22 protein-coding genes and 1 riboswitch are annotated in these 26,374 nt (G+C 71.9%); of the genes, 3 read left to right on the top strand and 19 right to left on the bottom strand.

Annotated features, from left to right (window positions below; all coding sequences use genetic code 11):
- Positions 1-570 precede the first annotated feature (570 nt).
- From ACQP2Y_RS10265 to ACQP2Y_RS10180, 18 genes are all read right to left on the bottom strand, one after another.
- Complete coding sequence (locus ACQP2Y_RS10265) at positions 571-1,305, bottom strand: hypothetical protein (RefSeq protein ID WP_433726692.1); 735 nt, start codon at positions 1,303-1,305, stop codon at positions 571-573.
- 42 nt (positions 1,306-1,347) lie between these two features.
- Complete coding sequence (locus tag ACQP2Y_RS10260; RefSeq protein ID WP_212993913.1) at positions 1,348-2,169, bottom strand: DivIVA domain-containing protein; 822 nt, start codon at positions 2,167-2,169, stop codon at positions 1,348-1,350.
- A 57-nt stretch (positions 2,170-2,226) separates the two neighbouring features.
- Positions 2,227-2,532, bottom strand: coding sequence for a YggT family protein (locus ACQP2Y_RS10255; protein ID WP_203762600.1), 306 nt, complete (start codon positions 2,530-2,532; stop codon positions 2,227-2,229).
- A gap of 23 nt (positions 2,533-2,555) precedes the next feature.
- Positions 2,556-3,245 carry a cell division protein SepF gene (locus tag ACQP2Y_RS10250; protein ID WP_433726689.1) on the bottom strand — a complete coding sequence of 230 codons (690 nt, stop codon included), beginning with the start codon at positions 3,243-3,245 and terminating at the stop codon, positions 2,556-2,558.
- Positions 3,246-3,466: 221 nt separating this feature from the next.
- The gene (locus ACQP2Y_RS10245) at positions 3,467-4,195 is read right to left on the bottom strand and encodes a YggS family pyridoxal phosphate-dependent enzyme (protein WP_433731879.1); all 729 of its coding nucleotides are present in this window, start codon (positions 4,193-4,195) and stop codon (positions 3,467-3,469) included.
- Positions 4,192-5,325 (bottom strand): cell division protein FtsZ, encoded by a 1,134-nt coding sequence (gene ftsZ, locus ACQP2Y_RS10240; RefSeq protein ID WP_433726687.1) that lies wholly within the window; start codon positions 5,323-5,325, stop codon positions 4,192-4,194. Before ftsZ ends, ACQP2Y_RS10245 begins: the two co-directional genes overlap by 4 nt.
- 281 nt (positions 5,326-5,606) lie before the next feature.
- Positions 5,607-6,377 carry a cell division protein FtsQ/DivIB gene (locus ACQP2Y_RS10235; RefSeq protein WP_360826182.1) on the bottom strand — a complete coding sequence of 257 codons (771 nt, stop codon included), beginning with the start codon at positions 6,375-6,377 and terminating at the stop codon, positions 5,607-5,609.
- A 17-nt stretch (positions 6,378-6,394) separates the two neighbouring features.
- Positions 6,395-7,813 (bottom strand): UDP-N-acetylmuramate--L-alanine ligase, encoded by a 1,419-nt coding sequence (murC, locus tag ACQP2Y_RS10230; protein WP_433726684.1) that lies wholly within the window; start codon positions 7,811-7,813, stop codon positions 6,395-6,397.
- Between the two features lie 28 nt (positions 7,814-7,841).
- Positions 7,842-8,951: an undecaprenyldiphospho-muramoylpentapeptide beta-N-acetylglucosaminyltransferase gene (gene murG / locus ACQP2Y_RS10225; RefSeq protein WP_433726682.1), complete on the bottom strand. Its 1,110-nt coding sequence runs from the start codon at positions 8,949-8,951 to the stop codon at positions 7,842-7,844.
- 47 nt (positions 8,952-8,998) lie between these two features.
- Complete coding sequence (locus ACQP2Y_RS10220; RefSeq protein WP_433726680.1) at positions 8,999-10,426, bottom strand: FtsW/RodA/SpoVE family cell cycle protein; 1,428 nt, start codon at positions 10,424-10,426, stop codon at positions 8,999-9,001.
- Positions 10,427-10,490: 64 nt separating this feature from the next.
- Positions 10,491-11,597, bottom strand: a complete 1,107-nt coding sequence (mraY, locus tag ACQP2Y_RS10215; RefSeq protein WP_360548009.1) for a phospho-N-acetylmuramoyl-pentapeptide-transferase — start codon at positions 11,595-11,597, stop codon at positions 10,491-10,493.
- On the bottom strand, positions 11,594-12,991 hold the full coding sequence (locus ACQP2Y_RS10210) for a UDP-N-acetylmuramoyl-tripeptide--D-alanyl-D-alanine ligase (RefSeq protein WP_433726678.1): 1,398 nt from the start codon (positions 12,989-12,991) through the stop codon (positions 11,594-11,596). The genes mraY and ACQP2Y_RS10210 overlap by 4 nt, the downstream gene beginning before the upstream one ends.
- Complete coding sequence (locus ACQP2Y_RS10205; RefSeq protein WP_433726676.1) at positions 12,988-14,502, bottom strand: UDP-N-acetylmuramoyl-L-alanyl-D-glutamate--2,6-diaminopimelate ligase; 1,515 nt, start codon at positions 14,500-14,502, stop codon at positions 12,988-12,990. The genes ACQP2Y_RS10210 and ACQP2Y_RS10205 overlap by 4 nt, the downstream gene beginning before the upstream one ends.
- 54 nt (positions 14,503-14,556) lie before the next feature.
- Positions 14,557-17,295, bottom strand: coding sequence for a penicillin-binding transpeptidase domain-containing protein (locus tag ACQP2Y_RS10200; protein WP_433726674.1), 2,739 nt, complete (start codon positions 17,293-17,295; stop codon positions 14,557-14,559).
- A 3-nt stretch (positions 17,296-17,298) separates the two neighbouring features.
- Positions 17,299-17,910, bottom strand: a complete 612-nt coding sequence (locus ACQP2Y_RS10195; RefSeq protein WP_433726672.1) for an FtsB family cell division protein — start codon at positions 17,908-17,910, stop codon at positions 17,299-17,301.
- Between the two features lie 8 nt (positions 17,911-17,918).
- Complete coding sequence (rsmH, locus tag ACQP2Y_RS10190) at positions 17,919-18,977, bottom strand: 16S rRNA (cytosine(1402)-N(4))-methyltransferase RsmH (RefSeq protein ID WP_433731877.1); 1,059 nt, start codon at positions 18,975-18,977, stop codon at positions 17,919-17,921.
- 251 nt (positions 18,978-19,228) lie between these two features.
- Positions 19,229-19,660, bottom strand: coding sequence for a division/cell wall cluster transcriptional repressor MraZ (mraZ, locus tag ACQP2Y_RS10185; protein ID WP_212993900.1), 432 nt, complete (start codon positions 19,658-19,660; stop codon positions 19,229-19,231).
- Between the two features lie 460 nt (positions 19,661-20,120).
- Positions 20,121-20,933 carry a C40 family peptidase gene (locus ACQP2Y_RS10180; RefSeq protein WP_433726670.1) on the bottom strand — a complete coding sequence of 271 codons (813 nt, stop codon included), beginning with the start codon at positions 20,931-20,933 and terminating at the stop codon, positions 20,121-20,123.
- A gap of 6 nt (positions 20,934-20,939) precedes the next feature.
- Positions 20,940-21,060: riboswitch (cyclic di-AMP (ydaO/yuaA leader) on the bottom strand.
- 523 nt (positions 21,061-21,583) lie between these two features.
- Between ACQP2Y_RS10180 and ACQP2Y_RS10175 the strand changes: the two genes are divergently transcribed.
- The 3 genes from ACQP2Y_RS10175 to ACQP2Y_RS10165 are packed head-to-tail and all read left to right on the top strand — an operon-like array spanning position 21,584 to position 24,317.
- Complete coding sequence (locus tag ACQP2Y_RS10175) at positions 21,584-22,804, top strand: MurT ligase domain-containing protein (RefSeq protein WP_433731875.1); 1,221 nt, start codon at positions 21,584-21,586, stop codon at positions 22,802-22,804.
- Complete coding sequence (locus ACQP2Y_RS10170) at positions 22,794-23,510, top strand: type 1 glutamine amidotransferase (RefSeq protein WP_433726668.1); 717 nt, start codon at positions 22,794-22,796, stop codon at positions 23,508-23,510. Before ACQP2Y_RS10175 ends, ACQP2Y_RS10170 begins: the two co-directional genes overlap by 11 nt.
- A 57-nt stretch (positions 23,511-23,567) precedes the next feature.
- Positions 23,568-24,317: a TVP38/TMEM64 family protein gene (locus ACQP2Y_RS10165; protein WP_433726666.1), complete on the top strand. Its 750-nt coding sequence runs from the start codon at positions 23,568-23,570 to the stop codon at positions 24,315-24,317.
- Between the two features lie 769 nt (positions 24,318-25,086).
- On the opposite strand, the gene aroA is transcribed toward ACQP2Y_RS10165, so the two are convergent.
- Positions 25,087-26,343: a 3-phosphoshikimate 1-carboxyvinyltransferase gene (gene aroA / locus ACQP2Y_RS10160; RefSeq protein WP_433726664.1), complete on the bottom strand. Its 1,257-nt coding sequence runs from the start codon at positions 26,341-26,343 to the stop codon at positions 25,087-25,089.
- Between the last annotated feature and the right edge of the window lie 31 nt (positions 26,344-26,374).

The following is a 26,374-nucleotide window of genomic DNA, read 5'->3' as shown; positions in this document are numbered from 1 at the left end:
CGAGCCGCCGGGCAAACGTCCAGGCGCGCCCGGCCACGAGCCGCCGAGCAAGGTCAAGAGCCCGGTCACGAGCCGCCGGGCAAACGTCCAGGCGCGCCCGGCCACGAGCCGCCGAGCAGGGTCAATAGCCCGGTCACGGGCCGCCGGGCAGGGCCGATGCCCGGTCACGAGCCGCCGGGCAAAATCCGGTCGCGCCCGGCCACGAGCCGCCCAGCAGGGTCAATAGCCCGGTCACGAGCCGCCGAGCAGGGCCGATGCCCGGTCACGAGCCGCCGAGCAAACGTCCAGGCGCGCCCGGCCACGAGCCGCCCAGCAGAGTCGAGAGCCCGGTCACGAGCCGCCGGGCAAACGTCCAGGCGCGCCCGGCCACGGGCCGCGGGGCAGGGCGGAAATGCCCGGTCACGAGCCGATGGGCAGGCGGAAATGCCCGGTCACGGGCCGCCGGGCGCCAAGAGCAAGCCGACAAACCCTGCGGGGGCCAGCAACGGCGGGCGGCGAACCTGACGACGAAGATTCCCCAGCCCAGGCCGCTGATCTTGATCGTCGGACCGGGCCCAAAGCCGCGGACGGTCAGCGGCGGGCGGCCGCAGCGACCAGCCGATCAACCGGCCGGCACAGCCCACAAGGGCTGAACCCGAGCTCAACCGCCTCAGCAACAGGCAGCCCCTCAGTCATCCGCCCTACCAAATGCGAACAATCCGCCAGGTGGTACCGGGGCCGGCCGTCGACCACCAGCACCTCGGCGTCCAGGCTGGCCACCCGTACCGCGTCCGCCGGGCGGACCGACTGGGGCAGGGGCTCGTCGTCCGGGTCGTCCGGGTCCGGCTCGTCGAATTCACCCGAGGACGGGTCGTCCGCACGAGCGCCGCCGATGAAACTCGCGGCGTGCTCGTAGTCGGCGGTCGGGTCCGGTGCCGATTCCGTCGGCGCCGGGCCGGCCGTCTGACCCGAGGAAGGCCGGCCGGCCGCAGCGTCGTCGTAGTCGTAGAGGTCGGCATCCGGTTGCACCCGCTGGGTCGCGTCCGGCCCCGTCAGGTGCTCCTCCGCGTCCTCGTGGCCTGCCACGTAGGCGGCGTCGGGCGCATAAGCAGCGTCGGGGGCGGGGGCCGCGCGTGCGGCATCGCCGGCCGGGGCTGTCGCCGCGCGCCGGGCGGCCGAGGCCTGGCGGGCACCGATGACCAGGGCCACCGCGGCCAGCAGGCTGGCGACGATGGAGCTGATCAACAGAGAGCTCGACCCGCCCACGAGGCCGAGCACGAGCAGCGTGACGGCGACGAGGATGAGCAGCAGACTAACAACGATCATGGCTCATCCCCGCCGCTGTGCGACCGTTCCGCAAGCCGAGGCTCAGCGGCCGGTCTCGATGGAGTTGGCGCGGCTGCCGCCGTACGAGCCGGCGAGGCCCGCGGCCGCGAGGCCACCGGAGCCGCCGACCGAACGGTTGGCGTCGGCGCGGGTCATCTCGGCTTCGAGGCCCTGGCCACGACCGTCGAGGTCGCGCAGCTGGCTCTCGAGGTACGCCTTCAGCCGCGTGCGGTACTCCCGCTCGAACTGCTTGAGCTCCTCGATGTGCTTCTGCAGCGCCGACCGCTTGGCGTCCAGGCCGCCCATGGCCTCCTGGTGCCGCTGGCGCGCGTCGCGCTCCAGGGCGTCCGCCTTGGCGCGGGCCTCGCGGGTGACCTCCTCCGCCTTGGAGCGGGCGTCGGAGAGAAGCTTGTCGGCCTCGCGGCGGGCGTCGGACACGTGGTCGTCGGCCGTACGCTGGGCCATCATCAGCACGCGCAGCGCCTGCTGCTCGCCGTCGGCGCCCGTGGGGGCTCCGGCACCGGCGCCGACCGGGCCCTGGGCCCGGACCTGCTCCAGCTCGGCCTGCATCTGCCGGGCAGCCTGCTCAGCGGCAGACTTGTCGCGCTGCACCCGGTCGAGCTGGGCCTTCATCTCGTTGAGCTCCGCCGCCATCCGCGGGTCGGCGCTCGGGCCGGCTGGTGCGCCACCCCGACCGCCGCGCTCCACCTGGGCGCGCAGCTCGTTGTTCTCCTCGATCAGACGGGCGAGTTCGCGCTCGACCTCGTCCAGGAAGGCGTCGACCTCCTCCTCGTCGTACCCCCGCTTGCCGATAGGGGGTTTCTTGAAGGCGACGTTGTGCACGTCCGCCGGGGTCAGCGGCATCGAAACTCCTCGGGTCAGTTGCGGCCGCGTGGGGCGCAGTCGATCAGGCGGACGCTGTCACGCGAACGCGATGATCAGACGCGCTAACACGAAGTTCAAAAGCACGAACAGGATAACCAGCAGGACCAGGGACGCCAGGTCCAAACTCACGGTACCAATTCGAAGCGGTGGGATCACACGCCTCAACGCCTTGAGGGGTGGATCAGTGACGCTCCACACCGATTCCAATGCCGCCGACGCCCCTCGGCCCGGCTGCCACCGACGCCCGTACTGCAGCACCGCACCCAGGACGAACCGGGCGAGCAGGGTCAGGAAGAACACATAGAGCAGCAGATAGATGATCTGAAACACGATCGACAGCACGTCAGGCGGGTCCCTCGTTAGGGTCAACTCTGGTTGAAGAAACCGCCCTCAGCGATCTTGGCCTTGTCCTCTGCCGTGACCTGGACGTTGGCCGGTGAGAGCAGGAAAACCCGGTTGGTCACGCGCTCGATCGTACCGCGCAGACCGAAAGCCAGCCCGGCGGCGAAGTCAACGAGCCGGCGGGCGTCCCCTTCATCCATCTCGGTGAGATTGATGATGACCGGTACGCCGTCGCGGAAGTGCTCGCCGATGGTGCGCGCCTCGCGGTACGTGGTCGGGTGCAGCGTGGTGATCTGGTAGCGCTGGTCCTCCTCGACGACCCGCTGGTGCACCTGGGTCTGCGGGGCGAGCGCGAGGTTGTCGCGGGTGGAGTAGCCCGTCGGCTCGGCGACCGGCGCCGGCGGCCGGGTGATCGAGCGCACGCTGGCGCGCTCCTGCCGTTCCGGCCGGTCGTGGTCGTCCCGGTCGAGGTCGAGGCGGGCGGCGGCGCGCTCCAGGCGGCCACTGCGCTCCTGGCGGGCCCGCGGCAGCGCGGGCGCCTCCTCGACGTCGTCCTCTTCGTCGGCGAACTCGTCGGCGTAGCGGTAACCGGAGTCGCGGTCCCGGTCGCGCTCACGCTCGCGGTAGCCGCCTCCGTCGCGGTAGCGGTCGTCGTACTGGTCGTCCTCTTCCACGAGGCCGAGCCACACGCCGGCCTTTCGCAAAGCGCTCATGACTTCACCAGCCCCTGCTCGGCGCCGAACCGCTCGTCCATGCCCCCACCTCCGTCCGCTGTGCGGCCCGCGCCCCCTCGGCGTGCCGCGTCCCCCCTTGCACGGATCCCGCGTTCGGTAAACATGACCGCGGCCCGCTGCGACGCTGCGTCGTCCGGGCGCGTCGGCCGAGGCACGTCGCGCGTAAACAACACGTATGTAGTTTGCTGCCCGCCGCAAGGCTACCGCAGCGTGTTTCGCATCCCGAGCAAAGAAGTGCCGATCCGTACGTGTGTCGCGCCGTGCCGGACCGCCTGCTCGAGGTCGCCGCTCATGCCGGCCGAAATGTCTGTCGCGTCCGGATATTCGGACCGCAGCCGGGCCGCCAGGCCGGCCAGTTCCTCGAAGGCCCGGGACGGCTCCCACCCGCGCGGCGCCACCGCCATCACGCCGCCCAGCCGCAGACCCTCGGCCGCCTCGACCGCCGCCGCCACCCGCCACAGGTCGCGATCGGGATCGCTGCCGTCCGCCACCGCCCCGCCGCGGGCGGGATCACCGTCGATGCTGACCTGCACCAGCACGTCCAGCGGACGCTCGCGCAGCCGGGCCGCGGCCGTGGCGAGCGCCCCGGCCAGGCGCGTCGAGTCCACCGATTCCACGACGTCGGCGTAGGTGACCACCGATTTGGCCTTGTTGCGCTGCAGCTGACCGACAAAATGCCAGCGCAGTGCAGCCGTCACGGCCGCCGCCTTGGCCGCCGCTTCCTGATCTTTGTTCTCCCCGACGTCGGTGACGCCGAGCCCGGCGAGCAACTCGACGTCGCTCGCCGGGTACGTCTTGGTCACCGCGACCAGGGTCACCGACCCCGGGTCGCGGCCGGCCGCCGTGCAGGCACGCTCGATCCGCCGGCGTACCTCGTCCAGCGAGGCCGCCAGCTCGTCGCGGCGCGCCTCTTTTGCCAATGCCCTCAGGAGCCGTTCTTCAGGAAGTCCGGCACGTCCACGTCGTCGAAGAGCACCCGGCGCGGCGGCGGGGTGGTCGCGGCGGGCGGCGCCGGCGGCGTCACCGGCACCGGCGAGGACGGCGCGACCGCGGGCGGTGCCGAGGCCTGCTGGACCACCTTGCGGCCGGTCTCAGCCGGCTTGTACGAGGGCGTGCCCCCGTCGAAGCCCGCGGCGATGACCGTGACCCGCACCTCGTCGCCGAGCGCGTCGTCGATGACCGCGCCGAAGATGATGTTGGCGTCCGGGTGGGCCGCGTCCGTGACCAGCTGGGCCGCGTCGTTGATCTCGAACAGACCGAGGTCGGAGCCGCCGGCGATGGAGAGCAGCACGCCGCGCGCACCGTCCATGCTCTGCTCCAGCAGCGGGCTGGAGATGGCCTTCTCGGCCGCCTCGACGGCGCGGTTGTCGCCGCGCGCGCTGCCGATGCCCATGAGCGCGCTGCCCGCGCCGCTCATCACGCTCTTCACGTCGGCGAAGTCGAGGTTGATCAGGCCCGGGGTGGTGATCAGGTCGGTGATGCCCTGCACGCCGGAGAGCAGCACCTGGTCGGCCTGGCGGAACGCGTCCATCATGCTGATGCCGCGGTCACCCAGGGCGAGCAGCCGGTCGTTCGGGATCACGATGAGGGTGTCGCACTGGTTGCGCAGCTCGTCGATGCCCGCCTCGGCCTGCACCTGGCGGCGCTTGCCCTCGAACGAGAACGGCCGGGTCACCACGCCGATGGTCAGGGCGCCCAGCTTGCGGGCGATGTTGGCGACCACGGGGGCGCCACCGGTGCCCGTGCCGCCGCCCTCGCCGCAGGTCACGAAGACCATGTCGGCGCCCTTGAGGACTTCCTCGATCTCGTCGCGGTGGTCCTCGGCGGCGTTCTTGCCGACGTCCGGCTGCGCGCCGGCGCCGAGGCCCCGGGTGAGTTCGCGGCCGACGTCGAGCTTGACGTCGGCGTCGCTCATCAGCAGCGCCTGCGCATCGGTGTTGATCGCGATGAATTCGACTCCCTTGAGCCCAACCTCGATCATGCGGTTCACGGCGTTGACGCCGCCGCCGCCGATGCCGACGACCTTGATGACCGCAAGGTAGTTGTGCGGAGGTGTCATCGGGCTCAGCCTTCCCTTCAGGGTTGTGGGTGTCGAGGGCCCCAGCGGTCCGGCCAAGAACCGCCATCGATACCCGCGCCGTACAAGGGAGGGCGAGGAAACCCTCACCCTCTACTAGAGGCTTAGTGTTATGTCAACTACTCGAACCTCTCGGGGCAACGTAAGCGGCGGACAGGCGACAACCAAGGACCGACGCGGCGTGTCGGCGTCCGCTTACGTGGCGAGTATCCGACTCAGCCGTAACCTTGGACGGAATGCGCCGTTCGGCCATCTTTGTCCGGTTAGCGGATGGTCACCACGTCCGGGGCGCTGACATCGATCGTGTCGCCCTTGCGCTCGAGCAGCACGGTCGCCACCTGAGCCTTCCGCTCGCTCTGCGTCTCGTCACCCCAGAAGACCTCGCGGTCCTTGCGCAACCCCAGCCGCACCTGCGCGGGAGCCAGGACAGAGATCGAGACGACCTGCTCGCGCAGCTCCGCGGTCAGCGACGACAGCACGGTGAGCGCCGACCGGGTGTTGATGTCGTCCGGGCCCGGCGCGGTGAGCTGCGCCAGCGGCAGACCGGGCGGGCGCCGGGAGACCGTGCGGTAGGCGACGCCCTCACCGTCGATCAGGGTGAAATTCTTGCCCGCCGCCACGACGGCGACGGGCGTGCGCTCCACGACCTCGATCACGACGGTTCCGGGCCAGCTGCGGGACACCACGGCGCGGTCGACCGCGGGCAGACCCTCCACCCGGCCCCGGATCCGGTCCAGGTCGACGCCGGCCAGGGGCTGCTTCATCCGTACGGCGGCAGCCTCCTCGACCTGCAGCGGCGTGAGCGAATCGGTGCCGACCACCTCGACCTGGCGCACGCCCAGCACCGACGTGCCGTACACGATCCAGGCGACCGCCCCCACGACGAGCAGCACGCCCGCCGTGACCGCCCAGGGCAACGCCGCACGCAGCTTGCGCCGGCGGGCGCGGGCCATGAACCGCCGGACCGAGGTCGGCACGGCATCCGTGTCCGCCCGCACCAGCCGCCAGCTGCGCCCGCCCCCGCCGTCGCTCATGTGGTCTCCCGGTCCGGTCAGGCCTCGGCCAGGGCGGCCAGCAACTCGTCACCCATCATCGAGATCGGCGGCGCGCCCATGGTGACCACGACGTCGCCGGGCCGGCTGCGCCGCAGCACCTCGGCGGGCACGTCCTCCCACGACGGCACGAAGACCTTGTGCTCCGCCGGCAGGTCGACGGCCGCGGTCAGCGCGACGCCGCCCTCACCGGGACCACGCTGCTCACCGGGCCCGAAGACCTCCATGACGATCACCTCGTCGGCCAGGGCCAGCCCTTCGGCCAGCTCGGTCTGCAGGTCACGGGTGCGGTAGACCCGGTACGGCTGGAACACCACCACGAGCCGCCCGTCCCCGGCCACCTCGCGCAGCGTGCGCAGAGCCGCCTTGACCGAGGTCGGGTGGTACGCGTACTCGTCGTAGACGCGCACGCCGGCGACCGTGCCCTTGCGCTCGAAACGCCGCCGCACCCCCGGGAAGGAGGCGAGCGCCTCGGTGATCTTCTGCAGCGGGATGCCCAGCCGCATCGCGGTCAGCACCGCCGCGGCGCCGTTGAGGCCCATGTGCCGGCCGGGCAGCGCCAGCGCGATCTCGCCGAGCGGCTTGCCGTCCAGCGTGGCCTGGTAACGCACGCCCTGCACAGAGGAGACCACGTCGGTGACCCGCAGGTCGGCGGCCTCGGACTCGCCGTACGTGTAGACCGTGCGACCGGCGGCCCGCAGCGCGCCGATCAGCTCCTGCACGCCCTCGTCGTCGGCACAGGTGACCACGAAGCCGTCCGGGTCGGTCAGCTCGGCGAACTCCAGGAAGCCCGCCTTGAGCCCGGCCAGGTCACCCCAGTTGTTGAGGTGGTCGCCCTCGATGTTGGTGATGATGGCGACGTGCGGCCGGTAGATCAGGAACGACTTGTCGCTCTCGTCGGCCTCGGCCACGAAGTAGCTGCCGGAACCGTGGTGGCCGTTGGAGCCGGCCGCGGAGATCTCACCGCCGATGACGAACGACGGGTCCTCGCCGGCGTGCTGCAGGATCACCGTCATGATCGACGTGGTGGTGGTCTTGCCGTGGGTGCCGGCCACCGCGATCGTGCGGCGCCCGGTCATCGCGGCGGCCAGCGCCTCGGACCGGTGCAGCACCCGCAGCCCGCGCCGGCGCGCCTCGACGATCTCGACGTGGTCCTGCGGGATCGCCGTCGAGTAGACGACCGTGTCGACGCCGTCGAGGTTGGACGCCTCGTGCGCCATGTGCACCGTGCCGCCGAGCGCGCGCAGCGCGGCCAGGGCCGGCCACTCCCGCAGCTCGCTGCCGGAGACCGGGACACCCCGGGTCAGCAGCAGCCGGGCCAGGCCGCCCATGCCCACGCCACCGATGCCGATGAGGTGGACGGTGCCCAGCTGCTCGGCGGTCAGCTCGCCGGCCGGCGTCAGTTCCGCCGTGTTCACAGGACCACTCCCCTGGTTGTCGAAGGACTCATCGGCGGGCCACTGCCTCGCACACGAAGTCGAGCAGGGCCTCGTCGCCGTCGCGGCGGCCGTAGCCGCCCGCCGCGGCACCCATTGTGGCGAGGCGCCGCGGGTCCCGGGCGAGCGGGATGACCGTACGCTCGATCCACTCCGGGGTCAGCTCGGCGTTGTCCACCAGCAGACCGCCGCCGGCCTCGACCACGGGCAGGGCGTTGCGCTTCTGCTCCTGGTTGCTGAACGGGTACGGCACGTAGATCGCCGGCATGCCGATCGCGGTGGTCTCGGCGACGGTGATCGCCCCGCCCCGGCACAGCATCAGGTCGGCGGCGGCGTAGCCCAGGTTCATGTCGGACAGGTACGGCACCACCACGTACGGCACCGGCAGATCGCTGGGGATCTCGAACGGGTCGTTGCGCCCGCCCTGCACGTGCAGCACCTGGATGCCCGCGTGGGCCAGCTTCTTGGCCGCCCCGGCCACCGCCAGGTTGATCGTGCGGGCCCCGGACGAGCCACCGGAGACGAACAGCACCGGCAGGTCCGGGCGCAGCCCGAAGTGGGCCAGGGCCTGCGGGCGCAGCGCGTGCCGGTCCATCCGGGTGATGGACGTGCGCAGCGGTACGCCGACGACCCGGGCGTCGCGCAGCGACTCGGCCTGCTGCGGCTGGGTCGGGAACCCCACCGCGATGTTCTTGGTGAACTTCATGCCCATCCGGTTGGCCACCCCCGGCGGCACGTTCACCTCGTGGATGACGATGGGCAGCTCGCGCCGCCAGGCCGCCAGGTACGCCGGCACCGACACGTAACCGCCGAAGCCGACCACCACGTCCGCCTGCACCTCGTCGAGGATCTGACCGGCCGCGTGGGCCGACTTGTACATCCGGTCCGGGGTGCGCAGCAGGTTCAGGTTGAGCGCGCGGGGCAGCTGGAACGCCGGGATGACCCGCAGGTCGTAGCCGGCCGGCGGGATCAGCTCGTTCTCCATGCCCTTCGGGCTGCCCAGCGTCGTGATCCGCACCTCGGGGAAGTGGCGGCGCAGGGCGTCGGCGAAGGCGAGCAGCGGATAGATGTGACCGCCGGTGCCTCCCCCGGCGAGCACGACAGACCGCAGCAGACCCATCACGGTCTCCAGTTCTCCCCCGCCGGATCTGGTGCCCGGATGCCCGATCACCGGGCGGGCGGGCGCGGCTTGGCCGGCCGCCGCGGCGGGGGGAGCGGCGGCAGCGGGGCCCAGAGTAGCCGTACCCATCGGGCGGGCGGACGGGCGTGCAGGGCCCGGGCGGCGTCCGGCTCGGCGCGGGCGAAGGAGGCGAGGATGCCGATCGCGGCCAGCGTCACGACCAGGGCGCTGCCACCGGTGGAGATGAACGGCAGCGGCAGCCCGGTGATCGGCAGCAGGCCCACCACCCCGCCGATGTTGATCACGGCCTGGGCCACCAGCCAGGTGGTGATGCCGGTGGCGGCCAGCCGGCGGAACGGGTCGTCGACCCGGCGCGCGATCCGGAAGCCGGTGTACGCCAGCACAGCGAACAGCGCCAGGATGACGGCACAGCCGACCACCCCGAGCTCCTCGGCCACGACGGCGTAGATGAAGTCGTTGTCGGCCGCGGGCAACCAGTTCCACTTCAGGGCGCCCTTGCCCAGCCCGACGCCGAACCAGCCGCCCTCGTAGATCGCCGAGCGGCCCTGCACCATCTGGTAGCAGAAGTCCGACTGGCAGTCCTCGAGCGGCTTGAACAGCACGGTGATCCGGGCCAGCCGGTAGTTCTCCTCGCCGACCGCGCCGGAGCCGGCCCCGCGCGACGCCGCGGCGATCAGCAGGCCGATGCCGGACAGGCCGAGCACCCCGAGGGCGGCGAAGACCCGCATCCGGACCCCGGCGGCCCACAGCAGCCCGATCACCAGCGAGAGCAGCACCAGCATGGTGCCCAGGTCGTTGTAGCCGACCAGCACGAACAGCAGGCCGACCAGCGGGAACAGCGGCATCGCGAGCTCGCGCCAGTGGCCCAGCGCCGCCCCCTTGCGGGCGATGATGTCGGCCCCCCAGAGCACCACGCCGAGCTTGGCGATCTCGGAGGGCTGGATGCCGATCGGGCCGATGTAGAGCCACAGCAGCTTGGCCTTCAGCGGGCCCAGGGCGACGATGCCGGTCTGCGGATCCGCATCGATCATGCCGACCGAGCGCATCGCCATCAGCAGGTCCAGCAGGACCAGCAGGACGATGGCCGTGCCGAGCACGTACTTGCCGAGGAAGCGCAGCGTGGTGGCGGGCAGCCGCTGGCAGACCCAGAAGCCGACCAGGCCCAGCACGGCGAAGATCAGCTGGTTGCGGATGGCGGAGAACGCGCTGCCGTCCTCGGCGTACGCCTTGACGCTGGTCGCGGAGAAGACCATGGTCAGGCCGATCAGCAGCAGCAGACCGGAGCTGGCCAGCAGCAGGTAGTACGACGACAGCGGCCGGGCCAGCAGGCCGTGCACCGCGGGCAGCAGCTGCTGGCTGAGCGACCGGGGCCGGGCGGCAGGCGCGGCGGGCTGCACGGTCGCCGCCGGCGACACGGTGACCGCGGGCCGGGTGTCTACCTTGTCCTCGCCCATGGTGACCATCATGGTGGCGCGACACGCCAGCCCCGGGATGCGAAGCTGGCGTGTCGCGAGAGATCTATCCCATCACCGCGAGGAAGTCGCTGTAGAACAGGCCCAGACCGATGGCCACGCAGATGCCGGCCACGATCCAGAACCGGACCACGATGTTGACCTCGCTCCAGCCGGCCAGCTCGAAGTGGTGCTGCAGCGGTGACATCCGGAAGACCCGCTTGCCGGTGGTCTTGAACGAGATGATCTGGATGACCACGGACATCGTGATGATGACGAACAGGCCGCCGATGATGATCGACAGCAGCGTCGTCCGGGTCGCCATCGCGAGCCCGCCGATCAGGCCACCGAGGCCCAGCGCGCCGGTGTCGCCCATGAAGATCCGGGCCGGCGACGTGTTCCACCACAGGAAGCCGACACAGGCGCCGGCCGCCGCGGCCGCGATCAACGCGACCTCCAACGGGTCCCGGACCTCGTAGCAGTAGTTCGCCGGGTTGGCCACGTACGTGTCGTCACCGCACCAGTGCCGGTACTGCCAGAACCCGATCAGCCCGTACGCCCCGAGCACCAGGATCGACGCGCCGGTGGCCAGCCCGTCGAGGCCGTCGGTGAGGTTGACGCCGTTGGACATCGACATGATGACGAAGACGAAGACCAGCACGGAGCCGACCTTGCCGACGTCGAGGAAGCTGATGTCGCGGATGAACGAGATGTGCTCGCTCGCCACCGTCTGGCCGTTGGTGCTGGGCACGTACAGCGCGGCGACGCCCAGGCCGCCGCCGACCAGCAGCTGGCCGAGCAGTTTGCCCTTGGCGCTGAGCCCGGCGGAGTTGCGCCGGCGGACCTTGATGAAGTCGTCGAGGAAGCCGACGGCGCCGCAGAAGACGAACAGCCCGAGCAGGACCAGCGCCGTCATCGTCGGCTGGACCTGGGCGATCTGCTCCGACGGCAGTGTGGTCAGGGCGATGTGCCCGGCCACGTACGCCAGCACCGTGGCGAAGATGAACGCCACCCCGCCCATCGTCGGGGTGCCCTTCTTGCCCTGGTGGCTGGCCGGGCCGACGGCCCGGATCGGCTGGCCGGCCTTCAGCGCGGTGAACACGCGGATGGCCAGCGGAGTGCCGAAGAGCGAGATGATGAACGCGACCGCGGCCGCGACGATGACTGCCCTCACAGGCTTACCTCCTGCGTGGCCGGATCCGCGCGCAGCGCGTCGGCCACCTCCCACGTCCGGTACCGCGATCCCTTGACCAGCACGACGTCGCCCGGCCGCAGGTCGCCCCGCAGCACCGCGACGGCCGCCGCCTGGTCGGCCGCGAGCACCGCCTCGCCCTTCCAGGCGGGCACCGTTGCCGCGCCGTCGAGGATCGGGGCGGCATTGTCCGCAACCGCTATCACTCTGTCGACTCCCAGCTCGGCGGCGAGCCGGCCGACCTCCTCGTGTCCCGAAGTCTCGAACTGACCGAGCTCGGCCATGTAACCGAGCACAGCTGTGGTGCGCCGGCCCGCCCCGAGCGCGGCGAGAGCCCGCAGCGCCGCGGCGGTCGACGACGGGTTGGCGTTGTACGAGTCGTCGATGACTGTCACACCACCCGGGGTGTCGAAGACGTCCATCCGGCGGCCGGAGACGATGCCGACCTCACCCAGCGCGGCGGCCACGGCGGCCGGCGTCATCCCGGCCTCCAGCGCGACGGCCGCGGCGGCGAGGGTGTTGCCGACCTGGTGGCGGCCGGTCACGGCCAGCCGCACCGGCGCCGACCCGGCGGGGGTGAGCAACGTGTACGCCGCCCGCCCGCGCTCGTCCAGCGTCACGTCGACCGCCCGCACGGTGGCCGTCTCGGACTCGCCCACGAACACGACCCGGGCCACGGTGCGCGAGGCCATCGCGGCGACCAACGGGTCGTCGGCGTTGAGCACCGCGACCCCGTCCTCGCCGAGCGCCTCGACCAGCTCACCCTTGGCCCGCGCGGTGCCCTCGACGGAACCGAACTCGCCGATGTGCGCGGCGCCCACGTTGAGCACCACGCCGATCCGGGGCCGGGCCATGTCGGTCAGGTAGCGGATGTGCCCGATCCCCCGGGCGCCCATCTCCAGCACCAGGAACCGGGTCGCCGGGTCCGCCTTGAGCACCGTGTACGGGAAGCCGAGCTCGTTGTTGAGCGAGCCGGCGGGCGCCACGGTCGGGCCGAGCCGGGCCAGCAGCTGCCCGATGTAGTCCTTGGTCGTGGTCTTGCCCGACGAGCCGGTGAGCCCGACGATCGTCAGCTCCGGCAGCCGCCGTACGGCCACCGTGGCCAGCGCGGCCAGCGCCCGCAGCGGTTCGTCGACGATGATCCCCGGCTGCCCGGTGTCACGAGTGCCGAGCACGCCCACGGCACCGGCGGCGACGGCCGCGGCGGCGAAGTCGTGACCGTCCACCCGTTCACCCGCGAAGGCGACGAAGAGGCCGCCGGGCTGCACCGCCCGGGTGTCGTACTCGACCGCCGCGGTGACGGTGGCGGCCGGATCGGCGTTGACGAGGTGGCCGGTGGTGATCTCGGCGATCTCGTCCAGGGTCATCCGGATCAAGCGGCACCGCCCGCGCGTACGGCCAGCGCCGCGGCCAGCTCGATCCGGTCGTCGAACGGCAGCACCTCGCCGTTCACCTCCTGGCCTCGCTCGTGTCCCTTGCCCAGGACGGCCACCACGTCGCCGGGACCGGCCAGGCGTACCGCCTCGTCGATCGCGGCCCGGCGGCCGGCCACCTCGATGATCTTCGCAGCCGCGCCGGCCTGCTCGGCGCCCTGGCGGACCGCGGCACGGACCCCGGCCGGGTCCTCGGTGCGCGGGTTGTCGTCGGTGATGACGACCAGGTCGGCGCCGCGGGCCGCGGCCGCCCCCATCAGCGGGCGTTTGCCGCGGTCCCGGTCGCCGCCGGCGCCGATCACGCAGACCAGGTGCCCGCCGCGGGTCGTCGCGAGCTCGCGCAGCGCGGCCAGCGCGGCCACGATCGCGTCAGGCTTGTGGGCGTAGTCGACCACGCCGAACACGTCGCCGGGCGAGTCGACCCGTTCCAGCCGGCCCGGCACGCCCGGGCAGGCGGCGATGCCGTCGGCCGCGACCTGCGCGTCGATGCCGGCCGCGACCAGGCAGGAGAGCGCCAGCAGCGCGTTGGCGACGTTGTGCCGGCCGGGCAGCGCGACACCCGCGCGCACCGCCCCGGCCGGGCCGTGCGCGGTGAAGCGCTGGCCGAACGCGTCGCCGGCGATGTCACTCGCCGACCAGGTGGCCGCGGTGTCCCCGGCGGCGGAGTACGTGATGGTGGCTGGCTTGCGCAGCGGCAGCAGGGCCGGCTCGTCCGCGTTGAGCACCTCGAAGCGGCACCGGCCGTCGAACAGCTTCGCCTTCGCCGCGAAGTAGTCGTCGGCGTCGGCATGGAAGTCCAGGTGGTCCAGGCCGAAGTTGGTGTAGCCGCCGACGGCGAAGCGGACCCCGCCGACCCGGCCCATGGCCAGCGCGTGGCTGGACACCTCCATGACCACGGCGGTGACCCCGCGCTCCAGGGCGGCGGCGAGGATCGCGTGCAGGTCGGTGGCCTCGGGGGTGGTGCGCACGCTCTGCACGACCAGGTCGCCGAGGCGGGTCTCGACGGTGCCGATCAACCCCGTGGTCAGCCCGGCGGCCCGCAGCCCCGACTCGACCAGGTACGCCGTCGAGGTCTTGCCGGCGGTGCCGGTCAGCCCGATGACGGTGAGCCGCTCGGTCGGGTCGCCGTAGATCCGCGAGGCGGCGGCGCCGAGAACCGCCCGCGGGTCGGCCACGACGAGCACCGGCAGCCCGGCAGCGACCGCGGCGTCGCGGCCGGCCGGGTCGGTGAGCACCGCGACCGCACCGGCCTCCGCGGCGGCACCGGCGAACTCGGCGCCGTGCCGGCGGGCACCCGGCAACGCGGCGTAGAGGTCACCCGGCTGCACCTCGCCACTGGCGTGCGTGACGCCACTGACCTCGGCATCGGGACCGACCAGCTCGGCGCTGATCAGCACCGCGAGGTCGGCCAGCCGAGAGGGCCGGACTGTCTGGGGACGGGGAATGCCGGACACGGCGTCAGACCCTACCCCGTGGCCGGCATCCCGCTGCGAACGCCATCGGTACGCCTACCCCTTCAATTTGAAGGTCGGCTCCGGGTTACCCGACGGCGGCACCCGGTAGTGGCGCAGCGCGGAGGACATCATCTTGCTGAACGCCGGAGCGGCCACGTCGCCGCCGGTGCCGTCGGGCACGTCGGCGAAGACCCCGATGACGAACTGTGGGTCCTCGGCCGGCGCCATGCCGATGAACGAGCCGGCGTTGTGCTTGGTGTACTGGCCCTCGACCAGCATCTTGCCGGTGCCGGTCTTGCCCGCGACCCGGTAGCCGTCGACCTTGGCCCGGCCACCCGTGCCGCCCTCGGCGTCGACCACCGACTCCATCATCTCGCGCAGCTGCCGGGCCGTGCCGGCACTGAGCACCCGATGCGTCTCCGGTGCCGGGGCCGGGACGACGGAGCCGTTCTTGCCGGAGATGGTCGCCTTGATCAGGTGCGGCTGGATGTAGGTGCCGTCATTGGCGATGGCGCCGTACCCGGCTGTCATCTGGATCAGCGTGGCGTCGACGCTCATGCCGATCGGCACCGAGCCGGACGCCGAGCCGCTCCACTCGTCGGGGGCCAGCAGCTTGCCGGTCGCCTCGCCCGGCATGCCCTCGTTGGTGGCCCGGCCGAGGCCGAAGCGCTGCTGGTACTCGTACAGCTTGGCCTTGCCGAGCTTGTCGGCGATGCGGATCGTGCCGACGTTCGACGAGTACGCCAGCACGCCGGGGATGGTGAGCCGGGTGCCGGACGGCTGACGGTGGGTGTCCACGAAGTCGTAGCCGCCCCGCTTGAGACCCGGGCCCACCGTGATGAGCGAGTCCCGGGTGATGACGCCCTCCTCCAGGGCCGCGCCGATGGTGAACGCCTTGTGCGTCGAGCCCGGGTCGGCGATGACGCTGGTCGCCACGTCCTCCCGGTCGCGGGGCTTGAAGTCGCCGGGCTTGGCCGCGTTGTAGGCCGGGTAGCTCGCCTGGGCCAGCACCTCGCCGGTCTTGGCGTTCAGCACCACGGCGGCGGCCACGGTCGCGTTGCTCTTCTCGCCCTGCTGGCTCAGCACCCGCTGCACCTCGAACTGCAGGTCGCGGTTGATGGTCAGCTGGATCGACGAGCCGGGCGAGGCGTCGTCCTGCCGGTGGTAGCCGCCCGGGATCTCCTTGGCCAGGTCACCGCGGCCGATCTCGAACACCCGCTTGCCGTCGCTGCCGCGCAGCAGCTCGTCGTAGCGGGCCTCGAGGCCCTCGAGCCCGGTGTGGTCGTCGCCGGTGAAGCCGATCAGGTTGGCCGCGAGGTCGGCGCCCGGGATGTCCCGGCGCTCGTCACGGTCGGAGCTGATGCCGGGGATCTTCATCGCGGCGATCTCGTCGGCCACCGCGATGTCGACGCCGCGGGCCAGGTACTCGAAGCGGGACGGGCCGCCGCCGGGCCGCTTCTTCTTCGCCATGAGCGAGATCAGCTTGGACGGCGGGATGCCCAGCTTCGGGGAGAGCTTGGCGGCCGCGGCGACCGGATCCTTGATCATCTCCGGGTCGGCGTAGATGTACCGCGCCTCGACACTGTGCGCCAGCACCGCACCGGAGCTGTCCAGGATGCTGCCGCGCGGCGCCGGGAGGACCACCTCGGTGAGGCGCTTCTGGCGCTGCTCGAGCAGGCTCTCCGCGGCTGCGGTGGAACCGCCGACCTGCAACACGACCAGCCGTACCCCGATCGCCACGAACAGGGTGAGCGCGAGCACGGTGCCCAGCCGCAGCCGGCGGGTGCCGTTGGCGAGCCGCGGCGGCTCGGCGGGGATCAGCGGTGCGGGCCGCCGGGTGCCGGGCCGGGCCGGCGCCGAGGACCGGGCCGGACGCCCGGCCGGCCCACGCCGGGGTCCGGGCGGGACGGCGACCTTGCGCTCCCGGCCGGTCCGGGCACTTGCTTCGGTACGGGCACCAGCGGCGCCCCGCCGCGGGTTGGCGGTCGAGCGCGACCGGGTGGCACCGGCAGTGGCCCGGCCGCCCCGGCGTGGCGCCTCGTCCCACTCGTCCTCGTCGTAACGGTCCTGGGCGGCCCGGTCCTGGGCAGCACGGCTCTGAGCGGCCCGGCTCTGAGCGGCCCGGCTCTGAGCGCCGCGGCCCTGGGCGGCACGGCCCTGGGCCGCGCTGCTCTGGGCGGCACGGCTCTGGGTGCTTCGGCTCTGGGCGGCACGGCCGTCGGCGGTGCGAGGCTTCCCGGACCGCGCTTCGGTGGCACGGTCCTCAGTGGCACGCCCCCGCGGCGTTTCCTGGCGCTGGTCCGGCAGCTCGCGGTCGCGCGTCCGACGGTCCCGCGTCCCACGGTCCCGCGTCCCACGGCCGTCCGTGTCGCGGCGTTCGGTGTCGCGGCCGTCCGTGTCGCGGTCTTCCGTCTCGCGGTCCTGCTTGGCGCGGGCCCGCGACTCGCGGCCCGGCTTCTCCCGGCCCCGCTCTTCCCGGGCCGGGTGCGACGGCGGCTCTTGGTCGTCCTCGGCCTCGCGGCGCCGGTCACGGGTCGGCCGGCCGCCGTCCAGGACCTGCAGCGCGGGACGGAACGGATCGGTGTTGCGACCCGTACGCGGCGACCGGGTGCGCTGGTCTCCCTCGCGCACGGTCCGGCCACGCGGTGTGTAGGCCCGCGCGTCTCCGATGCCGCCGAAACCGCGGGCCCGGTCGTCCTCACGCCCGGAGCCGTCGGCCGGCGGCAGGTCAGCAGAAGCGCCGCGCCGGGGCTCCTGGCCCCGGCGCGGTGTCCCGTCGGCGCGGGGCGGCATGCGTTACCGCCCGGTCGCCGAGGTGGCGGTTTCCTGCGCGGTCACGGCCACCTCGCCGCTGCCCGGCTTCGGCACCCCGAAGACCTTGCCGTCGGGCAGCCGGATGTACGCCGGGTTGTCGGCCTTGACCAGGCCCAGCCGGCGGGCGGCGGCGTCCAGGCTGCCCGGGCTGTTGTTGGCGGCGATCTCGTTCTCCAGCTCCTGCTGCTGGGAGTCCAGCTTGGCCTGCTGCTTCTGGAGCGTGTCGATCCGGAACGAGTTCTCCGCCGTCTTGGTGTTGATCAGCAGGATGCCGAGCACGCCGGCCACGACGACCGCCACCACGAGCGCGATGAACGGCGCGCGCGGAGCGTTGATCGGCGCGGGCGGCGCCACCCGCAGGCGCGGGGTCGTGATCGGGTCACGCTGCTGCTCGGTGTTGAGCTTGAGGGCAGTGGCGCCCTGGACGGCGCTGTTCTGGACAGCGCTGTCCCGGTTGGTACCGGCCGTCGGGTTGCGGCGTGCCCCCCGGACGCCTCCGCCCGTGGTCGTACCGGTCGTCTTGCCGGCCGGCGTGCGCCGGCCCTTGCCAACCTGCTCCGTGGTCCGGCCCCCCGACCGCGGCGCAGTGGTCATGCGCTCGCTCAATGCCCCTCCCCCTCCTGGCGTTCCCCCGGGCGTAACCGCCCTTGTCCCCCGTGCGTTGTAGACAGTCGGGACCGTTCGCGCGCGGTCCCTGCCGTCTGGCCGTGCTGGTCGATCCGTTCCACCGCGCGCAGCTTCACCGAAGCCGCCCGCGGGTTCTCCGCCACCTCCGCCGCGCTGGGCAGCTCCGACCCGCGGGTCAGGAGCCGCACCGAAGGGCCCGTTCCGGGCAGTTCGACCGGCAGGTCGATCGGCCCGGTGCTGCGCGCCCTCGCGGCGAAGGCGCGCTTGACGATCCGGTCCTCCAACGATTGATACGACATCACCACAAGGCGCCCCTTCGGGGCCAAGCTGTCCAATGCCGCGGGAACCGCCGCCTCGACCGCGGCGAGTTCCGCATTTACCTCAATACGTAGCGCCTGAAACGTTCTTTTCGCGGGATTTCCACCCGTTCGCCGCGCGGCGGCCGGGATCGCGTCCCGGACCAGGTCCGCGAGGCGGGACGACGAGACGATCCGGCCCTTCGCCCGCTCCTTGACGATCGCCGAGACGACCCGGGTGGCGAACTTCTCCTCGCCGTACACCCGCAGGATGCGGACGAGCTCGCCGGGCTCGTAGCCGTTGACGACCTCCTCCGCGGTGATCCCGCGCGACTGGTCCATCCGCATGTCCAGCGGCGCGTCCCGGGCGTAGGCGAACCCACGGTCCGGCTCGTCCAGCTGGAGCGACGAGACACCGAGGTCGAACAGGCCACTGTGGAAGTGCCGGTATCCGAGGTCGGCCAGCACCGCCGGCAGCTCGTCGTAGACCGCGTGCACGAAGTGGGTCCGGTCCGCGAACCGCGCCAGCCGCTGCCGGGAGTGCGCGAGCGCCTCGGTGTCCCGGTCGAGTCCGATCAGGACCACGTCCGGGTGCCGTTCCAGCACTGCCTCTGCGTGCCCGCCCAGGCCCAGAGTGAAGTCGACGTGCACCGCGCCCGGCAGCGCGAGCGCGGGGGCGAGCAACTCGAGGCAGCGCTCGAGCAGCACCGGCACGTGTGTGCCGCGAAGCTCGCCCATCCTGACCCCCATTGCCTGCTCTTTCCGCGCTCACCCGGTCCGACCCGCACCGATCCCCGGTGCCGGCACAGCCCGGTCGTCTGTCCGTACCGCCAGATCCCCATCCGCTCGTGCCCGTTGCCATCGGGCGCGCCCGACCGGACACACGCCTGGCACCGGGGAAGAGGCGCCAGGAGCGGGAGCGGCTGGAGATCTCGCAGTACGGCGGCAGCGACGTCCGGGCCGTTTCACTGGCCCACAGGTGCCACGCCTCACAATCCGCCGGGCAGCACCCCCTCCTCGATGTCGGCGAAGTCGTCCTCGCTCGCCGAGAGGTACTGCTCCCAGGACTGCTTGTCCCAGATCTCCACCCGCGTGCTCGCCCCGATCACCACGAGCTCGCGGTTCAGCGCCGCATACTCCCGAAGATGCGCCGGGATGGTGACCCGGCCCTGCTTGTCGGGGATCTCGTCGTGCGCACTGGCGAAGAACACCCGGCTGTAGGCCCGGGCGGCCTTGTGGGTGACCGGCTGTTCGCGCAGCTGGTCGGCGATCCGCTGGAACTCCGGCATCGGGAAGACGTACAGGCAACGCTCCTGCCCCTTGGTGATCACGACACCTCCCGCCAACTCGTCGCGGAACTTCGCCGGAAGGATCAGTCGGCCCTTGTCGTCCAGGCGCGGGGTGTGCGTGCCGAGGAACATCGGCCCAACCCCCCTGCCCCGGGCGCCGCCGCAGAGCCAGCTCTGTGCGGATCACCTGTCGTCTGGGCCGGCAAATCCCCTCGGATTCAGCTCCTCCTCAGGCCCTGCCACTGCGCTCCACTCTACTCCACTTCCCTCCACTCGCAACCAGAATGACGGCTTCCGCGAACCCGATTCGCGGATGTATCCGCACGTCAGAGCCGGTGGGGTGGAAGTGGAGGGCCGGGCGGGCCGCACCATGGTCCACTTTCCGACATGCCGCCCACCCGGGCACGAAAGTCCCCCGAATTCGGGCGTTGGGGAAGGCGCGGCTGCCCTTGGGCACCTCATCGGGGAGGAAAGTGGAGGAGAAAGTGGAGCGGACATGACAGTGGGGCGCGACCCCGTACCGGGTCGCGCCCCACTGAACTGTCGTACTGCTCTTACTGGTGCTGCCGTTGACCGTACCGCTGAGCGGAACTCAGACGAGGCGGCGCACGACGTAGTTCTTGCCGTAGACCTTCTGCTTCTTGACCTTGTCACCCGTGTGCGGGGCGGCCCACATGTACCCGCCGCCGGCGTAGATGCCGACGTGGGTGCCGTAGGAGCCGGAACGGAAGACCAGGAGGTCGCCGGCCTTCTTGCTGCCCTTGCCGACGGCCTTGCCGTACCGCTGCTGCGAGTTGGCCTTGTGCGGCAGCTTCTTACCGGCGGCCTTCTTGTAGACGTACATGGTGTAGCCGGAGCAGTCGAACCGGTTCGGACCGGAAGCACCGAACTTGTACGGCGCGCCCTTGTGCTTGGCCGCCTCGGCCAGCACCTTGGCCGCCTTGTTCTGGGTGACGCGCACGGTGATCTTGGTCTGGCCGCTGCGCACCGCGGTGTAGCCCTTGCCGCCAGAGAAGACGGTGCGGTAGTACAGCGACGAGCCGGGCTTGGTCAGGATCGAGACGCCACCCTTGGCGTCGGTCGACCGGGTGACCCAGGTCTTCCACGCCTTGCCGCCACGGATCTGCAGCCTGACCTTGGCGCCCTTGACGCCCTTGCCGGTCTTCGGGTTGATGAGCTTCGCGGTCACCCGGACCGTCTGACCCTTCTTCACTGCCCTCCTGTTGTAGGAGTTCGTGAGCTTGGGCTTGACGGCTGCCGCCGCGGCCGCCGTGACGGGCGCCGGAGCGGCGGAGGCCGCCGGGGTGCCGATCAGCTGGCTGGCCGCGAGGCTGAGACCCAGGGACAGAGCGATGGGACCGGTGCCAACGGTACGACGACGCCGGTGCGAGGTGCTTTCGTGCACGGTAGAGATATCCCTCCGGCACGCCTGCGAGGTTAGCTGTCGGGTTCGGGCGGGAAGGTTGCCCGGCCACCGATGGTGGCTTCACCCCAAGATCCCCGCGGTACGCCGCAAGTGGCGCGTGCCCCGTGGACCGAATCTGGGTCCCCCGTCCCTGCCCCCGTATGCCTGTGTTGTTGTTCGCGTGCGTGTGGTCGCGCCACCCGGACCGGGGCAGGGCTCGGCGTGGTCCGATGCGGTGCGAGCGGCGAGCGGGCGCTCACCGGCTCACCCTTGCTACCCGATTTCCCGGCGGACTGCAGGGCTCCGCTCGACTACTCTCCGTATTTGGCACGTGGATCGCTGTCCGGTTTGTAACCAGGCCGTGACAAATGCCGGTGCACCTGGTGATGGGATGATCACTTTGGGTCGAAGGTTACGGGTGAAACACAACACATAAAAAGCCCCATCGGGGTCGATCATGGGCCGGACCGAGGTCGGGAGAATGTGACCGTAAACGCCCCCACCGGCGCAAACTCGGCGACAGGCGGCGTAGTGGAGATCATCCGTTCGGCCGAGGGGGCGGCCCGGCGGCGGATACCCCTGGACAGACCCCGGGGCCACTCGACGTAGTGTCCGTTTCCGGTACCCTCGTCGCCGTGACGGACGGGAAGATGCCCCTACGGGCCAAGGTCGCGACCTCCGTGTCGCGAACCGCTGCGGCGCTCTCACGGGCGGCCGGCCGCGGCGACGGCTCGGTGATCGGCGGGTGGATCGGTCTCAAGATCGATCCTGACCTGCTGAAGAACCTCGCCGCCGGCCGCGCGATCGCGCTGGTCTCGGGCACCAACGGCAAGACGACCACGACCCGGTTCACCGCGGCCGCCCTCGGCGTGCTGGGCCCGGTCGCCACCAACTCCTTCGGCGCCAACATGCCCACCGGGCACACCTCGGCCCTGGCCAAGGCCGGTGCCACCCCGTTCGCGGTGCTCGAGGTCGACGAGCACTACCTGGCCCGGGTCATCGACGAGACCACCCCGCGGGTGGTGGCACTGCTCAACCTTTCCCGCGACCAGCTCGACCGGGCCAAGGAAGTCGCCATGATGGCCCAGATGTGGCGGACCGCCCTGGCCGCCCACCCCGACGTGCACGTGGTCGCCAACGCCGACGACCCGATGGTGGTCTGGGCGGCGGTCAACACCGAGCACGTCGTCTGGTTCAGCGCCGGCCAGCGCTGGCACGACGACTCGTTCGTCTGCCCGGAGTGCGGCTCCCCGATCGAACGCGCCAACGGCGACTGGCGCTGCACCGGGTGCCCGCTGCGCCGCCCGCAGGCCCAGTGGACCGTCGAGGACGACGGCGTCATCGACCCCCGCGGCGACTGGCACCTGGTCAAGCTCCAGCTGCCCGGGCACGTCAACCTGGGCAACGCCGCCACCGCGCTGGCCGTGGCCGCCGAGTTCGGCGTCCGCCCGATAGAGGCCGTCCCCCGGCTGGCCGGCGTCTCGTCGGTGGCAGGCCGCTACGCCCAGGTGGAACGCGACGGCCGCAACATCCGGCTGCTGCTGGCCAAGAACCCGGCCAGCTGGCTCGAGGCGTTCGACATGGCCGAGGTGGCCCCCACCCTGCTGTCGATCAACGCCCGCGACCCCGACGGCTTCGACACGTCCTGGCTCTACGACGTCGACTTCTCCCCGCTGCGCGGCCGGCAGGTGCTGATCACCGGCGACCGGGCCTACGACCTGGCGGTCCGGCTGGAAGTGAACGATGTCGCCTTCCGGCACGTGCATACCTTCGACGAGGCGGTGCAGGCCAGCCCGCCCGGCCGGCTAGAAGTGATCGCCAACTACACGGCGTTCCAGGACATCCGAGCGGAGTTGGACCGTGTCAACTGAGAGCACCCTGCGGATCGTCTGGATCTACCCGGACCTGCTCTCCACGTACGGCGATCGGGGGAATCTGCTGATCCTCGGCCGCCGCGCCGCGCTGCGGGGCATCCCGGTGGAGACGTACGAGGTCCGCTCGGACCAGGCCATGCCCACCACCGCCGACATCTACCTGATCGGCGGCGGCGAGGACGGCCCGCAGGCGCTGGCCGCCCAGCGGCTGATCGCCGACGGCGGCCTGCACCGGGCCGTCCACCAGGGCGCGGCCGTGCTCGCCGTGTGCGCCGGTTACCAGCTGTTCGGCAGCTCGTTCTTCGCCAAGGGCGCCAAGTGCGCCGGCCTGGACCTGCTCGACCTCAGCTCGGACCGGGGCGAGACACGCGCGGTGGGTGAGGTTCGCGGCGACATCGATCCCCGGCTAGGGTTGCCCCCGTTGACCGGATTCGAGAACCACGGCGGCCGGACCCACCTGGGTCCCGGAGTGGCACCACTGGCCCGGGTGACCGCCGGCGTCGGCAACGACGGCCAGACCGAGGGCGCCTGGCACGGCAAGATCCTCGGCACCTACGCGCACGGCCCGGCGCTGGCCCGCAACCCAGCGATAGCCGATCTGCTACTGCGCTGGGCGATCGGCGCGGATAGTCTTCAAGCGCTCGACGACACCTGGGCCGACCGGCTCAGAGGCGAGCGGCTCGCCGCGGCAGGCGCCGCCTGAGCACTGCAGGCGCCGATCACCAGACCTGGACCGACGAGACTTTAGGGGTACGCCTGCATGACTGACACCCTGATCGCCCCGCGGGGCATCACCACCCCCGCCACGGACCCTCAGGTCAGCACGCAGCACCCGACGACCCCGCTCGGCTGGCGGCGCCGGTTCACCCGCGTCGGCATCCTCGCCGCCGTCATTGCCGCACTCGGCGTGGCGGCCGCGGTCCTGCCGTTGCAGGCCATCGCGGACTCGGTCGTGGGCTTCGGCCCGGCGGCAGCCGTCGCCATCGCGGTGGTGGGCGGCCTGCTCCTGTCGGTGCTCGTCCCCCGTACCGCAATCACGCTGGCCTGCGGCGCCCTGCTCGGCCCGGCCACCGGCGCGGCCACCGCCCTGGCCGCGGCCATCATCGCCGCGGTGGCGACCTACTACGCGGGCCGCTGGGCCGGCCGAGGCGCCCTGGGCGCGCGGGCGGGCGGCAAACTGGACCGCCTGGACGGCTGGCTGAACCGCCGCGGCCTGTCGGCGGTGCTGCTGGTCCGCTTCCTCCCGCTGGCCCCGTTCGGCCTGATCGGCTACGCCTACGGCACGACATCGGTGTGCCGCAAGCGCTACCTGCTCGGCACGACGCTGGCATCTGTGCCGTCCGCGGTTTCGTACGCGGTGATCGGCGCGGCGGTGGCTTCGCCGGGCTCGATGAACCCGCTGACGCTGGCACCGGCGGCGATCGGGATCGGCCTGACGACGACTATCGTGCTGCGGTGGCGCCTGGCCGCCCGCCGCGACGCCGCGGCTGCGGTCGCTGCGGCCGCCTGAGCCAACGCAGCTGGAGAAACGGCGCACGGCCCGCCGCATTCGTGGCGGGCCGTTCTCCTTTGACCCGTCGTCCCCCGCCCCAGCGCTAGAAACGCTCCCGGGCGCAGGTCCTACTTCGTGACAACGCGGCCCTTCCGGCGACTCGATCAAGCTCCGCACCTCAACGGGCCTGGCAGCCAAGCGCCCCCAACGCCCAGCCGCCCAACACCCAGCCGCCAACGGCCCCCGGCCCGGCGGCCCGCCGCCCAACGCACAGCGCACAGCGCCCAGCGCACAGCGCACAACGCACAACGCACAGCCGCCCAACGCCCAGTCCCCAGCGCTCAGCGCTCAGCGCTCAGCGCCCAGCGGCTCAGCGGCTCAGCGGCTCAGCGGCTCAGCGCCAGGGACCTAGCGCCGGCGACCAGCGGCCCACCGCCCCGGTGCCCACATCACCCAAGCCGCCCACAATGCCCCAGGCGTCCATGCCACCTCAGGCGTTCATACCGCCCCTGCCGCGCGCGCGGCCGGAGCAGGTCAGGCGGAGCCGCCAGCCGGGCCCTGCGGTTGGCACCGGCAGACCTTTATATTTTTGGCCGCTATAGGAGCCATCGGCTACCAAGATCTCCAACACCACGTGGGTCACGCTGCCCCCACTCAGGCAACGCGGGTGCAGGCGGGCAGCAGCCTGTGCCGCTGGGTCAGCGATGGCCGATCAAGCACCCCAACTCAGGCAACCTTGGTGCAGCGGGCAGCAGCCTGGTCAGCGGAGGCAGGGTAGGCGGCGGGGTCAGCTCAAGGCGGCGAGGTCGGTGAAGAAGTGCGGGTACGTCTTGGCCACGCAACCCGGGTCAGCGATCTCGATCCCCGGCGACCGTAACCCCAGCAGCGACAGACTCATCGCCATCCGGTGGTCCTCGTACGTGGCGAACCGAGTCGGCCGCGGCGCCCCCGGACGGATCGTGAAGCCGTCCTCGTCCTCCACCGCGTCGATCCCCGCCCGGCGCAGCTCGGTCACCACCGCCGCCACCCGATTTGTCTCTTTGCCGCGGATGAAGCCGATCCCCCGCACCCGGGTCGGCGAGTCCGCGTAGACCGCCACAGCCGCCAACGTCTGCGCAGTATCCGAAATATCGGACATGTCGACGTCGACCCCGTGCAGCGGGCCTGCCGCGCTGACCGTCAAGGAGTCGGCCGAGCGGGTCACAGTCGCCCCCATCCGGCCCAGCACGTCCGCGAAGCCGACATCGCCCTGCAGACTCGAACTGCCGAGCCCACGCACGGTCACCCGGCCGCCCGCGATCGCCGCCGCGCCCAGGAAGTAAGAGGCCGCACTCGCGTCCGGCTCCACCGCGTACTCCGTCGGCTGGTAGGTGCCCGGCGCCACGGTCAGGCCGTCGACGCGTACGCCGAAGGCTGTCATCACCGCCCGGGTCATCTCCACGTATGGCACGGACACCAGCGGGGACGTCAGCTCCACGGCGAGGCCGTCGGTCATCAGGGGCCCGGCCATCAGCAGGCCGGACAGGAACTGGCTGGAGATGTGGCCACTGACCTGCACCGGACCGCCACGCAGCGGACCGCGCACAGTCGCGGGCAGGAACCCCGTCGTGGAGACCTCCGCGCCCAGGTCGCGCAGGGCGTCCAGGACCGGACCGAACGGGCGCGCGCGCAGCTGCGGGGTGCCGTCGACAACGGTACGGCCGGGACGCAGCGCCGCCGCCGGCAGGATGAAACGGGACGTGGTGCCGGACTGCCGGGCGTCGACAGCAGCGTCGGCTGTTCCGGTACGCGGGTCGACGCCGGTCACCCGGATCACCGCCGCCTCGGGGTCCGCCTCGACGGTGGCACCCAGGGCGGCCACCGCGTCGAGCATCGCCCGCGTGTCGTCCGCGAACAGGGCCCCGGTCAGCGTCGACGGGCCCGGGGCCAGGGCGGCGCAGAGCAGCGCCCGGTTGGTGATGCTCTTGGACCCCGGTGGGCGCACAGTTGCGTCCAGGGGTGAGCTCAGCGGGGCAACGGTCAGGACGTCCGGGAGATCAGGCACGTACCGGATTGTTCCGGTACGGCGTGCCCGA

Origin of the sequence: Actinoplanes sp. CA-051413 (genome assembly GCF_050955795.1) — a bacterium.
Classification (GTDB): Bacteria; Actinomycetota; Actinomycetes; order Mycobacteriales; family Micromonosporaceae; genus Actinoplanes.
This window is presented reverse-complemented; position numbering and strand designations above follow the sequence as displayed.

Excerpts from the sequence above, each read along its gene's own strand:
- ACQP2Y_RS10265 (WP_433726692.1), bottom strand. The coding sequence starts at position 1,305 with ATGATCGTTGTTAGTCTGCTGCTCATCCTCGTCGCCGTCACGCTGCTC.
- ACQP2Y_RS10260 (WP_212993913.1), bottom strand. The coding sequence starts at position 2,169 with ATGCCGCTGACCCCGGCGGACGTGCACAACGTCGCCTTCAAGAAACCC.
- ACQP2Y_RS10250 (WP_433726689.1), bottom strand. The coding sequence starts at position 3,245 with ATGAGCGCTTTGCGAAAGGCCGGCGTGTGGCTCGGCCTCGTGGAAGAG.
- ftsZ (WP_433726687.1), bottom strand. The coding sequence starts at position 5,325 with ATGACACCTCCGCACAACTACCTTGCGGTCATCAAGGTCGTCGGCATC.
- ACQP2Y_RS10235 (WP_360826182.1), bottom strand. The coding sequence starts at position 6,377 with ATGAGCGACGGCGGGGGCGGGCGCAGCTGGCGGCTGGTGCGGGCGGAC.
- murG (WP_433726682.1), bottom strand. The coding sequence starts at position 8,951 with ATGGGTCTGCTGCGGTCTGTCGTGCTCGCCGGGGGAGGCACCGGCGGT.
- ACQP2Y_RS10220 (WP_433726680.1), bottom strand. The coding sequence starts at position 10,426 with ATGGGCGAGGACAAGGTAGACACCCGGCCCGCGGTCACCGTGTCGCCG.
- ACQP2Y_RS10200 (WP_433726674.1), bottom strand. The coding sequence starts at position 17,295 with ATGCCGCCCCGCGCCGACGGGACACCGCGCCGGGGCCAGGAGCCCCGG.
- ACQP2Y_RS10195 (WP_433726672.1), bottom strand. The coding sequence starts at position 17,910 with ATGACCACTGCGCCGCGGTCGGGGGGCCGGACCACGGAGCAGGTTGGC.
- rsmH (WP_433731877.1), bottom strand. The coding sequence starts at position 18,977 with ATGGGCGAGCTTCGCGGCACACACGTGCCGGTGCTGCTCGAGCGCTGC.
- mraZ (WP_212993900.1), bottom strand. The coding sequence starts at position 19,660 with ATGTTCCTCGGCACGCACACCCCGCGCCTGGACGACAAGGGCCGACTG.
- ACQP2Y_RS10175 (WP_433731875.1), top strand. The coding sequence starts at position 21,584 with ATGCCCCTACGGGCCAAGGTCGCGACCTCCGTGTCGCGAACCGCTGCG.
- ACQP2Y_RS10165 (WP_433726666.1), top strand. The coding sequence starts at position 23,568 with ATGACTGACACCCTGATCGCCCCGCGGGGCATCACCACCCCCGCCACG.